Origin of the sequence: Oenococcus alcoholitolerans, from assembly GCF_051852995.1 — a bacterium.
In the GTDB taxonomy this organism is placed as follows: domain Bacteria; phylum Bacillota; class Bacilli; order Lactobacillales; family Lactobacillaceae; genus Oenococcus; species Oenococcus alcoholitolerans.
Genome location: NZ_CP176042.1, coordinates 1098137 through 1111995 on the forward strand (window position 1 = coordinate 1098137; position 13859 = coordinate 1111995).

Consider the following 13859-nt stretch of genomic DNA (forward strand, 5'->3'; position numbering starts at 1 on the left):
CAGTCAATAATAGGTCCTTTCTTTTCTGAAAGTAAATCAAGAACTTCTTCTTTCAACAAAATGAAATGGCGTAAAAAAGGATTTAAAATTTGAAAGATCTGAACTCGTTATTTTTTTGACCCCTTCTACACCCATCTGATAAAATGATTGGCTGAAACTAGTAATTGTAGGTCTAAACATATTACATAAATTAGTTCCATCTAAGCTAACCACGGATAAATCATTAGGAATTTCTAAGTTCATTTCTTCGGCTTGATTAATAACTCCCATTGCTGAAAGATCACTTGAAGCAATTACAGCAGTCACATCTTTCTTGTTTCCTATTTTTTTCATTGCCATTTCGCCGTCATCATATGTGAAATTGCCATTATAGATAAAGTCATAATTAATGGGCAAGTTATAGTCTGACATCGCCTTTTCATATCCCTCTAAACGCAATTTGCCCGTATAAGAACTAAGATCCAATGCAACCAGAGCTATTCTTTTATGCTTTTTTTCTATAAGGTATTTAGTAGCATGATAAGCTATATCAAAATTATTAGAAGATATGAAAGGAAATTTATTTTCGGCAAATGATATAGAAATAAACAAATAAGGTATGTTCGACATAGAAAGGTATTTTGTGTTTTCTATATTTAAATCAACTGCTACTAGTAAAATCCCCATAACCGAACGTTCAATAACGGTTTGCAGAGCTTTTCTTTGCCTGACAGGATCGCTTTCACCGGCATAAAGAATAATCACATTGCAATCATTCATAGATGCCTGATCCTCGATTCCATCAATGATTTCATTAGAAAAATTCGTTTTAGTCGAACTAATAATCACTGCTATTACCTTACTTTTTTTCGTTACAAGTTCAACAGCGCTAGCGTTTTTTTGATAATTAAGATCGTGAGCGATTTTTTTAATTTTTTTTGCGGTCTTCTCTGAGTAAAATTCAGAATGTCCCGACAAGACTCTTGAAACAGTAGACAAAGAAAAGCCCGAAACTTTAGCTATATCTTTAATTGTTACAGCCATAATTAAACATTCTTCAAACAAATATTACATATAATTTTATCACATTGTTTTTTTAAAAAAACAAACGTTTGTGTTGCCTTTAAATAGCTATTGAAAACGTTTCCATTTAATGATATTTTAAAAATGTAAGCGATTTCTTTACAGTCGTTTAAATGGAGATGTTCTTATTATGATAAACAAAAACAATCATGCGAAGATAAGCTATTTAAACAAAAAAACAGTAAAAAAGAAAGAAAGAAAAGATAGAATAAGCGATTTTAATTCCGCATCTGAAAATCGATTGCCAGATTTAAAATTAAGCACAATCTTTGCAATGACTTTTGGATTCTTAGGCGTCAATATGGCCTTCTCTCTTCAATTCTCACAGATGGGGCGTATATTTCAGACCATTGGTGCAGATCCAACTAAATTAGGATTTTTCTTCATATTACCCCCTCTAGCAGGAATGGTCGTTCAGCCATTGATCGGAAAGTATTCTGATAACACGTGGAATCGATTCGGTCGTAGACTCCCATATCTTCTTATAGGTGCTCCAGTTGCAGCATTAGTTATGTTTTTGCTTCCAAATGCTGGCTCATTTGGTTTTGGCTATGCTTCATTAGGCGCGTTATTGTTCGGTGCGATAGCAATTTTGTTTATGGATCTATCATCAAATGTTTGTATGCAACCTTTCAAAATGATAATAGGCGACATGGTTAACGAAAATCAAAAAGATCGTGCTTGGTCATGGCAACAATCATTTTCAAATCTGGGTGGTGTAATCGCAACTTTATTTCCATTCGTATTGACTTGGCTCGGTGTATCTAATGTTGCTAGGCGCGGAGAAGTTCCTAATTCCGTTAAATTAGCTTTTTATATAGGGGCAACGGTTTTATTGCTGACCTCAATTTACACTATGGTTTCGGTCAAAGAATATGATCCGGATACTTATGCACGCTATCACGGATTATCTTTAAACAAAAAGCAAAGCAAAAAAATTAGTTTATGGCAATTAGTTAAAGATGCTCCAAAGTCTTTTTGGGAAATATCGTTCGTGCAATTGTTTGACTGGTTTGCTTTTCAATATCTTTGGACCTACGGAACCGGAGCGATCGCACAGAACGTTTGGAATACAAGCGATCCATCATCAACCGGTTATCAGGCGGCAGGTAATTGGTTTGGCATATTGACTTGCGTAGAATCACTGGCGGCAGTAGCTTGGGGCTTTCTGGTCATTTCAAAAAGTAAACCAACTTCTAGAAAATTTTGGTTCAGGGTCTCGCTCATACTTGGAGGAATCGGTTTTATATGGTTGTTCTTTATACATTCACAATTAATGACAATTTTTCCATTTATTCTGATCGGAATAAGTTATTTAACAATGCAGACCGAAGCATTATCTTTGTTCACAGAATCGCTTAATGGAAAAAACGAGGGTGCTTATTTAGGACTCTTCAATTGCGGAATTTGCCTGCCTCAAATAATAGCTTCTGTAGCAAGCTTTGCAATTTTTCCAATCGTTGGCAAGTCTATGCCAGCAATGCTAGTAGCTGCAGGTATTGCAATGTTCTTAGGTGCAATATCAGTCGGAATAATCCATCCGGCATATAATCCAAACAAAAAATAATTATTATATTTATGAAGGAGAAAAACATGACACACAAATGGTGGCAAGGTTCAGTAGTCTATCAAATATATCCAATGAGTTTTCAGGACAGCAACAATGACGGCATCGGTGATCTTCAAGGAATAATCAGCCGGCTTGATTACGTTAAAAGGCTTGGTGCCGATGTTATTTGGCTAAATCCTATATATAAATCTCCCAACAAAGATAATGGCTATGATATCGCTGATTATCGCTCAATAAATCCGCAATACGGTACGATGGACGATTTTGACCAGCTTTTAGAAAAAGCTCATAAAAAAGGTATAAAGATCCTGATGGATCTGGTCGTAAATCACACTTCTGATCAACATGAATGGTTCCAAAAAAGCAAGCGTTCCAAAAACGACCCCTACTCCGACTATTATATTTGGCGCGACCCCGTTAATGGTCACGAACCAAACAATTGGCGTTCTGCTTTCAGCGGTTCTGCTTGGAAATATGTCAAAGAACGAGGTCAATACTATTTGCACTTGTTTGCGCCAGGCCAGCCCGATCTTAATTGGGAAAATCCAAAAGTGAGACAAGAAGTATTTTCTCTGATGCGTTTTTGGCTGGATAAAGGGGTTGACGGTTTTAGAATGGATGTCATAAATTTGATTTCCAAACCAACCGGATTACCAGATGTCAAAGGGACAGCAACTGCCGGAACAACGATGGATCTTGTTGCCGATGGGCCGAAATTAAATCAGTATCTGACAGAAATGAATGAACAAGTACTTTCCCGCTACGATGTCATGACGGTTGGGGAAATGCCTGGTTCTACTCCTAAAGATGCTATCAAATACACGGGACTTGACAGTCATGAATTAAATATGGTTTTCCAATTTGAACACGTTGGCCTTAGTCCAAATCCTGATCTTCGCTTAGGCAAATGGAACGATCAGCCGGTAAAACTAGTCGAATTAAAATCAGCATTGAATCGCTGGCAAAAAGCATTAGACGGTAAAGGATGGAACAGTTTGTATTGGAATAATCATGATCAGCCGCGTGCTGTATCCAGATTCGGCAGCGATGATCCAAAATATCGCGTATTATCAGCCAAGATGCTGGCAACCACTCTTCACTTTTTACAAGGCACGCCCTATGTTTATCAGGGAGAAGAAATAGCGATGACCAACGCCCATTTCACCGATATAAATCAATATGAAGACTTAGAATCACTGAATATATACCAAGAAATGGTCAAAGAAAACAAGATCGTTGATGCCGAGACGATGATGAAATACATCGCTCACAGTTCACGGGATAACGCCAGGACACCAATGCCTTGGGATCAAAGCGCCAATGGCGGTTTTACTAAAGGAAGTCCTTGGTACAGACTCAACCCGAATTATCAGCAAATAAATGTTCAGCAAGCTTTAAATGATCAGGACTCGGTTTTCTATCATTACCAAAAACTGATCGATCTTAGACATAAAAATGATCTTATCAAATTCGGCAGTTTTGAGGAAATAGATCCCGATGATCAAGAAGTATATGCTTATAGAAGACATTATCAAGGACAAACATTACTAGTTATAAGCAACTTCACAAGCAAAGATATCAGCAGAAGCTACCCCGAGGAAAAGACCGGCAAACTTATCATCAGCAATTACCGCGATGATCAAGGAGAAAAGCTTCGTCCTTACGAAAGCAAGGCGTATATGATCAACTGATAAAAAATAATGAAAACAGCCGCAAACGCGGCTGTTTTTTTAATGGAAAAATTTGCACTATAATTGAACTATCTTTTAGAAAGTTCTGAAAAATATGTCCGAAAATTTCTTATCTTTACTGCTCTTGTTCCCGGCCGGGGTTATTGCCGGTATCTTAAGTACTGTGACTGGATTAGCATCGCTTGTCTCCTACCCGTCTTTACTGATGGTCGGATTAATGCCGGTATCTGCCAACGTCACCAACACAGCTGCGTTGATATTGACCGGTTTGGGTTCGGTGTTTTCATCAAAAAAAGAACTGGCCAGCGATCGCCAAGAAATAATTAAAATCGTTCCTGCTGCTCTTTTAGGCAGCGTTTTTGGTTCGCTTTTATTGCTGGAACAACCAGCATCCGAATTTGCCAAAGTTGTGCCGTTCTTCATCTTTGCCGCTGGCTTGTTATTGCTTTTTAGAAAAAAACGGACTATTTCGGTGACGGTTTTAGATAAAGAAACAGATCCAGCGGCTCCCGCTACTAACAATCAAGAGATGAGTTCTTTTTTTAAAATACTATTTTTTATCGCCATATTTTTCACCGGCGCTTACGCCGGCTATTTCGGTGCAGCCGCCGGCGTAGTTATGTTAGCCATTTTGTCGTTTATAAGCGATAAAAGCTTTCCAGTTTATAATGCCCTGCGAAATCTTTCGATCGGATTATGCAATTTGATCGCGACCGTCATTTTTGCTTTCAGCGGAAAAATAAGCTGGCTGATGGTAATACCTTTGGGAGCAGGACTATTTTTAGGTGGTTATATAGGACCGAAAATCGTCAGAAAGATCCCTGCTCATTTTCTAAAAATAGTCGTTGCGATCGGTGCATTTTGTTTAGCGATCGTTTTATTTTTAGAGGCTTGGGTATAATAATTTTCATTTAAAATGATTCAAAATGGAACCTGATAGAACTATTTTAATCACTGAAACGCCACTGTTTGTCCATAATAAAGCGGGCAACAAAAAGTCCCATCGGCAAAAACATGATGATCAAGGCCGATCTAGTCAGCCACAAACCGCCGATGCCGATCTGATTCAGACCGATATAGTAAACAGCTCGGTAGATATATAGACCGGGAACCATTATAACGATCGACGGCACTGTCAAAGATATTCGCGGAAAACCGGTCCTGCGATTGATGAATGAAGCCAATATGCCAGCAGTTAAAGCACCGATAAAAGCGGCAGCTGCAGCTGGAATATTGGTAAGATCGACTAATTCTAATCGTGTCGTATTTGCAACAGCACCGATAAGACCAGAAAGAATAGCCATATTTCTCGGGCTGTTAAACATAATAGAAAAACCGAAAACACCACAAAAGCTAGCCGGTATCCTAAAAAGCATCATTTCAAGATCAGTCAATCCCAATGGAAGAAAATTTCCCGGTCGAAAATGAACTAACAAAGCAACTAACCAGCCGACCAAGGTCGCTACAATAGTTATCATCAAGGCATAAGACAATCTTTCAAGGCCGGATCGCATGTCTGATTTGGAAAGGTCCAGCATGCTGGTTATAAACGGGAAACCCGGAACAACAAACAGCATAGCACCGATGTATCCGACTTCATGCTGACGGGAAATCGAAAAAAGCAGTTCTAAACCAGAAAGAAGCAAAAGATAAAAAACACAGGCCACAGCAACACCCGCTGCCGTACAAACCAAAGTAGTCGTCTTGTGATTTATCAATTGGCGACGAGTAAAATTACCGGCACCGGCACCGACAAAAGAACAGATCATTTCTATCGGTCCGCCGCCCAGCAAAAAGACGAAGGCACTGCAGGCTAAAGCGGCGCCTAAAGCGGCTTGAAGAGTGGAATAAATGCCGGGTTTTCTTTGAATGTCATCGAGCAGGCGGTGGATCTGACGAACCGGCATCGAAGCATATTTTTGTTCGAAGTCCTTGACGAATCGTTCCATGATATCCAATTTTTCCGTATTAACGCCCGTTTTAGGCAAAGAAAGTACTTGAGTATAACTTAGATCTTCAGTGAAACAAGTATATTGGATAGAAATCAAACCAATATCAGCCGAACAGGTGACCCCTAAATTTCTTGCGATCGTGTTCATCGCTTCACGAACACGCCATGCCCCGGTCCCGCAAGAGAGCATCAAAATTCCTATCCGCCCTACCAGCGAAGCCTTTTCATCTAAGGGTGCATCCCCAGCTGAATTGTTCTTATTGCCAATAAATCTTCCCCAATGAATGACCATGTGGTGATTATGCGACTGCACGATCCCTTTACCCGCATTATCGATTATTTTTTTGATGATCAACCTCCAACATCGTATATAAACTTTTTTCATCCAAATGAACGAATCGTATTTAAAAAAGAGAGCCAATGAGTTCTCTTTTTGAAAAATAACTGACAGTATCTAATATAATACTAACCAATTGAATATGTTTGATTTGTTTCACATACAGGTCAAAGAGAATTCAGGGCATTCTCGATTTTTTGTTCACCCGAATGCATCGTGATGACTTTTTTATAAGTATGCTCGTTTTCTAATGATCTGAATAGAACTTCTGCAACATCGACCAGCTGATTTGAACCGGTCTCATTCACATTCAAAGCAACCTTGCCGGTCCCTGGTCCCGGGATCAAAGCAGTCGGCTGAATGATCGTATAATTGAGACCGGAATCGTTGACCAGCCAGCTGTCAGCAACAAATTTAGCAACATTATAATCTTGAATATCACTCAAAGTTTTATCGTGCCAGTGTTCCGGCTGCAATGAAAAAATCGAACTGAGCATGATGTAGCGATCGATCCCAGCCTCTTTAGCAGCTTGAATAGTCTTGATAGCACCATAGATATCGATCTGGATCAAACTGCCGCCTCTAGACCCAGCCGTAAAATAGACCGCATCAAATCCTTTCATAAGAGGGACCATATCTTTTTTGGGCCAAGTCAGATCAAATTTGACCGTCTGAGCATTGTCCGGGATTTCCGGATCATTTTTAAATTTTTCTAAATTACGGATAGCTGCCGTCACATTATGACCGCCCTTGTTTAAAAACAAAAACAATTGTTTACCAACTCTTCCGCCAGCACCGATCACTAATACTTTCATAGTTCCTCCTTTTATTAATTATAGGATCTTTAACGACGAACCGTGGATGCGTTTGGTTGCAATGATATCGACACTAGGGATGCCGTTTGGTTTGCCTTGGATATAGCTTATCAAATTCAAAGCTGCTCGTTTGCCGATCTGATAAGAATCCTGCTTGATCAAATCAATGCCGCCCCGCTGTGCATAAGTTGCCCAATTACTGTCGTCAAAAGCTAACAAACCGATTTCTTCGGGAAAATAAATATTCTTTCGGGAGAAAAAATCTAATACTTCCGATATCAGCGGTTCGATCAGAACAACAACGGCAGTCTTTACTTTTAAATAACTTTTTCCAAGCGATCTTTCCAGAATATCGCCAAACTGTTCCGAAGTTTTATTGATTAAATTAGCCAGATCAACTTGTATGCGAAAATCCTTAGCCGCTCTTTTAAAACCAGCGACTTTTTGATTTTGGGCAGAAGTTTTTTTGACCTTGCCGACAAGCAAAATACGTTGATAGCCCTTTAAAACCAGTTCTATTCCAGCTCGAAAAGATGAAGAAAAATTATCAGAAATTACTCGGTTAACAGCCTCAGGCTGCCCTTCTACTCGTCTGTCGACCATAACTAAGGGCAATCGTTGAATGACAAGATCACTATAGGCCAAAAAATTTTCATGGCTCGGTTCGATGATCATTCCATCTACCCGATGATTTACGAATTGTTCGATTCCCTGTTCTTCAGCGAGTGCAGAATTATCGCTGTTAAACAGCATCAAACTGAATCCGAGCGGATGCAGAACGTCAAAAGCACCCGTGAACAGAAATGATGAGAACTGACTCGAAGTATCGCACAAAATCAGACCCACCGTTTTTGTTGCTTCATTGGCCCAGCGGCGAACTGTTTTCAGCGGAAAATAATTCAATTTTTTGATCGCTGCATCAACCTTGATCTTCGTTGTTCGGCTCATCTTATTGAAATGGCCGTTTAAAAATCGCGAAACAGTCGTGATCGAAACACCAGCCTCTTTTGCAACATCTGAAATTGTGGTCATCTTTGTCATTTACTACATGATAAAACTGTTGCTCTTTTTTAAAAACTGCTTGTTAACTCTCAACTCGAATATATTTAAAACAAACAAAATCGATCAGCCGTGAATTTTTTTGCTGGATAAAATCATTCTGTCAGCGATTTTGATATCGACATCAGCCGATCGTATCAGCAAAGCTGTTATACGAAATTCGAAACAACAAGGATCGAAAGTAGTCCAGAAACAGCTATGACGCTGGTCAAAGTCGTCCAAGATAAGAAAGTTTCTTTGAGACTCAAACCGAAATATTCTTTGATCATCCAAAAACCGGCATCGTTAACATGATCGGCAAAAACACTGCCTGCACCGATCGCTAAAACGATCAAAACAGGATCTGCGCCCGTATTTTTAACGATTGAAGCAACTAAACTGGCAGCCGTGATCGAAGCAACCGTTGATGAACCAAGACTGACTCTTAGTAAAGCAGTTATCAACCAAGCAATAATGATCGGAGAAATATTGCTTTGACTGAAAAGGTCGCCGATAAATTTAGAAACACCGCCGTCAACGAGCACTTGCCTAAAAGCACCGCCGCCTCCGATGATCAAAAGCATCATTGCGATCTGTTTAACAGCTTCAGTCATCTCTTCGCCGATTTCTTTTATTTTGGTCCCGCGCAGTATGCCCATGGTGAAAATTCCAAAAATCAACGAGATCAGCATCGCAACGTCAGGTGCACCGATAAATTCGATAAATTGAGAGAAAAAATCATTTGAAGAAATAAGAAAAGAATAAATAGTTGCAATACTGATCAGAATAACCGGCAGCAAAGCTGTCAATACACTGATACCAAATTTAGGTGTTTCTTCTAATTTGAATTCTTTATAATGACCCAGCACAGAAACATCGATATTGCGTCGATAGACTACTGGATAAAATTTATGCAAAAAATAATTGAAAACTGGTCCGGAAATGATCACCGTTGGGATCGAAACCAATATCCCAACCAAAAGAACGTGGCCCAAAGGTGCATTCAAAGCTTGTGATACAGCTGTAGGGGCCGGGTGCGGCGGCAGAAAACCATGGGCAACGTTCAAAGTAGCCGCCATCGGGATACCTAAATAAAGCAAAGGAAGATCGACTTCGCGTGCCAAAACAAAGATTATCGGCAATAAGACTACTAAACCGACTTCAAAAAATAAAGCAAGTCCGATGATAAATGAAGCTATTATTACAGCTATTTGAATTCTTTTTCTACCAAAAATTTTTATTAACTGATTCGCTATTCGATAACCGCCGCCCGAATCAGAAATGATTTTGCCAAGCATCGAACCGAAGCCGAAGATCACCGCTAGATGTCCCAGCTGACCGCCGATCCCTGTCTCGACACTAGCAGATATTTTAGAAACCGGGATCCCTAAGGCCAGCCCGACCAAAAAGGCTACGATCACCAAAGACACAAAAGTATTCAATTTTAGTTTCGTGATCAAAAAGATCAATAAAATAACGCCGATTAGAACGATCAAGAGTGGCATTTTTTCACCTCTTTAAAAAATTATCTGAGCAAGTAACCGCCATCTACCGGTAAAGTGACACCAGTCACATAATCAGAGGCATTACTTGCCAAAAAAATAACTGCTCCAGCAAGATCTGATGGTTTGGCCCAATGTCCCGCCGGAATATGAGCGAGTATTTCACTATTTCTTTGCGGATCATTTTGCAGGCTTTTTGTCATAGGGGTATCGATGTAACCGGGTGCGATCGCATTTACCTGAATATTATCAGCCGCAAGTGCGTCAGCATAGGCTTTGGTCAAACCGACCACACCGTGTTTGCTGGCAGTGTATGGAAAAATAAATTTACCGGCCCGAAAGGATTGCATTGAAGCAATATTAATGATCTTTCCCGATTTTTGCTTGATCATGACTTTAGCGACCTCATGAGACAGATAATATAGTGCATTAAGATTAATATCTATCACTTTTTTCCAATCCGAATCTTGAAAGTCTGCGAGCCTGTTTCTGATCTGGACACCGGCATTATTGATCAAAATATCTATCTTTGAAAATGAAGCAGCTGCTTTTTCAACGATCGCTTTTCCAGCATTCTCATCAGTAAGATCTTTTTGAAAAAAATCTGCCTGACCATGATTTTCTTCGGCAAATTTTTTTAATTCCGTCCAGCCTTTTTTGCTTCTGCTTACAACCAATAAACGTGCACCAGCAGCTAAAAGCACTCTGCTGTATTCTTCGCCTAAACCGCTGGCTCCACCGGTTACGATTGCTGTTTTTCCTTTTAAATTAAAAAATCGATCATAAACTGATGTCATTTGTATATACAGCTCTCCTTAAGTTGTTATTTAAAATTAGTAACCGCTTTCATCGTAAATCCTTGCGACTTTCAAGTCAATAAAAAAACCGGCATATATGCCGGCAGGAATACGATCTAAAATCACTTAGTTAAATTAACATAGTAATTAGCCAGAGTTATGGAAATATAAGGAAAGACCCAGAAAGCAGCCAATCCAAAGGTCACAAAACTAAGAAGGATCCAGCCGATGAAAGACAAAAGCAAAACAAAGTATTCCCACTTATGTCCGTTCATAAGTTGTCTGCTTTCAGTAATAGCCTGTAAAAAACCGATCTTTTCGCCTTTTTTAATATGATCACGGTAAATATAAAAAGCTTGCGAATAAGATAAGGATTTTATAACACCGGGGACAAAAAACAAAAACATCCAAAGAAGTACAAATATCCCCTGGAGAATACTGATAACGAGCAAGCCAATGAAATAGTCGCTGCGATCAAAAATATTCAGAGACTTTTGCAGCGGTTTTTCTAATTTGCTTTCGTTACGCAAAATATCAATATTGGCTGAGAGAAAACTTACAGAAAGCAAAGAAGCGATCAGAGCAGAAATCATGGATATAAATGAAAAACTGTTTAAGTTCATATCAAAATATGTGCTTACATAATCAAATCTCAAATTATTTCGGTTATCAGCGATCATTTCTATAAAAGAAAAAACCAAAGACGGAAGCGACATCAAAAGAAAAAAGATAAAATTTTTGTTCAATAAATTTTTTGCTTGCTGTTTTAAAACTATTCGATCCACTAAAATCCTCCAAAGTAATATATTAAGAATAACATTATTGAAAAATTATTTATTTGATAACTTTCTTGGTTATTTTTTTAACTCTCTGCGAAAAATGTAAAAATTTAAGATATTGACGGCGGTCCCGTTTGAGCAATTTGTATTTTTCAGGATTTTTCTTATAAAAATCTTGATGAAAATTTTCAGCCGGCCAAAAATCAGTTGCCGGTTTGATCTCGGTCACGATCGGATCTGTATAAGCTCCTGATTCAGCAAGTTTTTGCTTGGAATTCTCCGCTAGCTGATATTGAGTATTGCTGGTATAAAAAATAACCGGTCGATAATGCGCACCGCGATCATTTATCTGACCAAATTCGTCGGTCGGATCCGTGATCTGCCAATAAAGTTCAAGCAGCTGCTCATAAGCGATCAAACGCCGGTCAAAAAAAATTTCAACTGCTTCGACCTGGTCAGTCAGACCACCCACAACTTGCTGATAAGTCGGTTTTTGAAATTTTCCGCCGGTATATCCTGACAAAACAGAAAGGATACCGGGCTGTTCTTCAAACGGTTCGACCATGCACCAAAAACAGCCGCCGGCAAAAACGGCTCTCTCAACAAATTTATCATCTATACCGAATGAAGATCTTTTAGAGGAAAGCTGCGGAGAAGTCAATGATGATCCTTGACCAGAATAGATCTTGCCGGAAAACAATTCACTGTAAAAATCAGCCACATCCGGTGTCAAACTATCACGGACATTTAAAGGCCGCAACGAAAATTCTAAATCTTGCAGGCTCCTTTTCAGATCATCACCGCCTTCGATCCGGTCTTTAGTTTTTTTCAGCAAAAAACGCTCCCACTCAGTCGTTGCCGGATCGAGCATTAAGTTGTATATGGTTCTCAAAACACGCTCTTGTTGACTGTTTTTATTGTCCATACTGCCACCATCGCTTGTTATCTTACAAATTCATTTTAACCGAAAAAATCATATCACTTACCTTTTAAAAGTAAACTGGCTGAAACAAGAAACAAAACCATAGATATTCGCGATAAATTCGATCAACACAATACCGAAAAAGTGAAAAACTAAAATTATTAGCAGCATTATAAACCCCGCTGCATCAACATTTGGACACAAAAAAACCGCCATTACGGCGGTAGTTCCCAAGGACACCAAGTTCGCACTTAGTGCCCCCTCTCGGATTCGAACCGAGGACCTTGGGATTAAAAATCCCCTACTCTAACCAGCTGAGTTAAAGGGGCATTGCTTATCAGCAACAAGAAATATTCTATAGGATTAAAAAAAAATTTGCAAGTGTTTTTTTCATTTTGTTGTTTCTCGCAAAACAAATTCGTGCGGCAAGATGACTGCTGGGTCCGAAACCTCCTGATTGGACATTAATTTAGTCAGCAAGCGCATAGCTACAGCACCAATATCGAATTTCGGCTGCGTGACTGATGATATCGAAGGCCGGGTCATTTTGACCAGCTTGGTATCGCTGGTAGAAATGATCTGAAAATCTTCAGGGACTTCAACGTGATTATCGCGAACGTAATTCAAGATTCCAACAGCCGTTGCATCTTCAGCGACAATGACTGCCTTAATACCGTCGCTAAGCAAACGGCGGCCAAGATTATAACCCATTTGATATTCATCTTCAGCTTGATAAGTTTTACCGTTTGGCAATGCCTTAAAAAAGCCTTGGCGTCTAAGCTGAGACAATTTTGAATTATCTGGATCTTCTACTAAAGCGATCTTGGAATCTTCGAAATTTTCTTTAAGTTTACCAGCAGCTTCACTGAAAGCTTGAATGTAATCGATATTTACGGACGGGAATTTTCCTTCAGGATCAACCGAACCGGCAAATACAACTGGAACTGATGAAGATACCATCAGCTGCATGATCTCATCAGAAGGATTGCTGCCCATATAGATAACACCATCCACTTGCTTAGAACGAAGTGTATCAAAAGCTTCCCTCTCGGCTTTGGCATTTCCGTCAGAAACAGCTAAAGAAACAGAATAGTTGTAAATCTTTGCAACAGCATCAATGCCTTGAGCAAGTTCTGCATAATACAAATTGGTCAGATCAGGTACGATCATCCCGACCATAGTAGTTTTGGAGCTGGCTAAGCCCTTAGCCATTGCATTGGGACGATAATCCAATTCTTTGATAGCTTGCAAGACCTTGGCGCGAGTAGATTCCTTTACCTTTCCATTATTATTGATAACTCGACTAACAGTAGCGAGACTAACACCGACTTTTTCGGCGACATCATAAATTGTAGGCTGTTTTTTTTCTTCCATAACGTTAACCTAGTATAAATG

12 protein-coding genes and 1 tRNA gene are annotated in these 13859 nt (G+C 39.3%); 3 read left to right on the forward strand and 10 right to left on the reverse strand.

The genetic code is table 11. The features are described 5' to 3' along the window. Positions 1 to 36 precede the first annotated feature (36 nt). Positions 37 to 1023 carry a LacI family DNA-binding transcriptional regulator gene (locus ACKP2L_RS06185; protein ID WP_439424994.1) on the reverse strand — a complete coding sequence of 329 codons (987 nt, stop codon included), beginning with the start codon at positions 1021 to 1023 and terminating at the stop codon, positions 37 to 39. Between the two features lie 169 nt (positions 1024 to 1192). On the opposite strand from ACKP2L_RS06185, the gene ACKP2L_RS06190 reads away from it, so the two are divergent. The 3 genes from ACKP2L_RS06190 (at position 1193) to ACKP2L_RS06200 (ending at position 5224) form a co-directional block, all read left to right on the forward strand. Continuing rightward, positions 1193 to 2629 carry an SLC45 family MFS transporter gene (locus ACKP2L_RS06190; RefSeq protein ID WP_439424995.1) on the forward strand — a complete coding sequence of 479 codons (1437 nt, stop codon included), beginning with the start codon at positions 1193 to 1195 and terminating at the stop codon, positions 2627 to 2629. A 26-nt stretch (positions 2630 to 2655) separates the two neighbouring features. Beyond that, the gene (locus tag ACKP2L_RS06195; protein ID WP_439424996.1) at positions 2656 to 4323 is read left to right on the forward strand and encodes a glycoside hydrolase family 13 protein; all 1668 of its coding nucleotides are present in this window, start codon (positions 2656 to 2658) and stop codon (positions 4321 to 4323) included. Positions 4324 to 4417: 94 nt separating this feature from the next. Further along, positions 4418 to 5224: a sulfite exporter TauE/SafE family protein gene (locus ACKP2L_RS06200; RefSeq protein ID WP_439424997.1), complete on the forward strand. Its 807-nt coding sequence runs from the start codon at positions 4418 to 4420 to the stop codon at positions 5222 to 5224. A gap of 46 nt (positions 5225 to 5270) precedes the next feature. Here ACKP2L_RS06200 and ACKP2L_RS06205 read toward each other — a convergent pair whose 3' ends face one another. From ACKP2L_RS06205 to ACKP2L_RS06245, 9 genes are all read right to left on the reverse strand, one after another. Further along, a complete protein-coding gene (locus tag ACKP2L_RS06205) occupies positions 5271 to 6566 on the reverse strand; it encodes a threonine/serine ThrE exporter family protein (protein ID WP_439426216.1) in 1296 nt (431 codons plus the stop codon). Between the two features lie 212 nt (positions 6567 to 6778). After that, positions 6779 to 7426 (reverse strand): SDR family oxidoreductase, encoded by a 648-nt coding sequence (locus ACKP2L_RS06210; RefSeq protein WP_439424998.1) that lies wholly within the window; start codon positions 7424 to 7426, stop codon positions 6779 to 6781. 18 nt (positions 7427 to 7444) lie between these two features. Then, on the reverse strand, positions 7445 to 8458 hold the full coding sequence (locus ACKP2L_RS06215) for a LacI family DNA-binding transcriptional regulator (protein ID WP_439424999.1): 1014 nt from the start codon (positions 8456 to 8458) through the stop codon (positions 7445 to 7447). A gap of 176 nt (positions 8459 to 8634) precedes the next feature. Then, positions 8635 to 9969 (reverse strand): gluconate:H+ symporter, encoded by a 1335-nt coding sequence (locus ACKP2L_RS06220; RefSeq protein ID WP_439425000.1) that lies wholly within the window; start codon positions 9967 to 9969, stop codon positions 8635 to 8637. Between the two features lie 20 nt (positions 9970 to 9989). Next, positions 9990 to 10763, reverse strand: coding sequence for a glucose 1-dehydrogenase (locus ACKP2L_RS06225; protein WP_439425001.1), 774 nt, complete (start codon positions 10761 to 10763; stop codon positions 9990 to 9992). 122 nt (positions 10764 to 10885) lie between these two features. After that, a complete protein-coding gene (locus tag ACKP2L_RS06230) occupies positions 10886 to 11548 on the reverse strand; it encodes a DUF975 family protein (protein WP_439425002.1) in 663 nt (220 codons plus the stop codon). Positions 11549 to 11597: 49 nt separating this feature from the next. Then, positions 11598 to 12467 (reverse strand): peptide-methionine (S)-S-oxide reductase MsrA, encoded by an 870-nt coding sequence (msrA, locus tag ACKP2L_RS06235; RefSeq protein ID WP_439425003.1) that lies wholly within the window; start codon positions 12465 to 12467, stop codon positions 11598 to 11600. 252 nt (positions 12468 to 12719) lie between these two features. Next, positions 12720 to 12793 (reverse strand) — tRNA-Lys (locus ACKP2L_RS06240). Positions 12794 to 12854: 61 nt separating this feature from the next. Next, positions 12855 to 13838, reverse strand: coding sequence for a LacI family DNA-binding transcriptional regulator (locus ACKP2L_RS06245; RefSeq protein ID WP_439425004.1), 984 nt, complete (start codon positions 13836 to 13838; stop codon positions 12855 to 12857). Positions 13839 to 13859 lie beyond the last annotated feature (21 nt).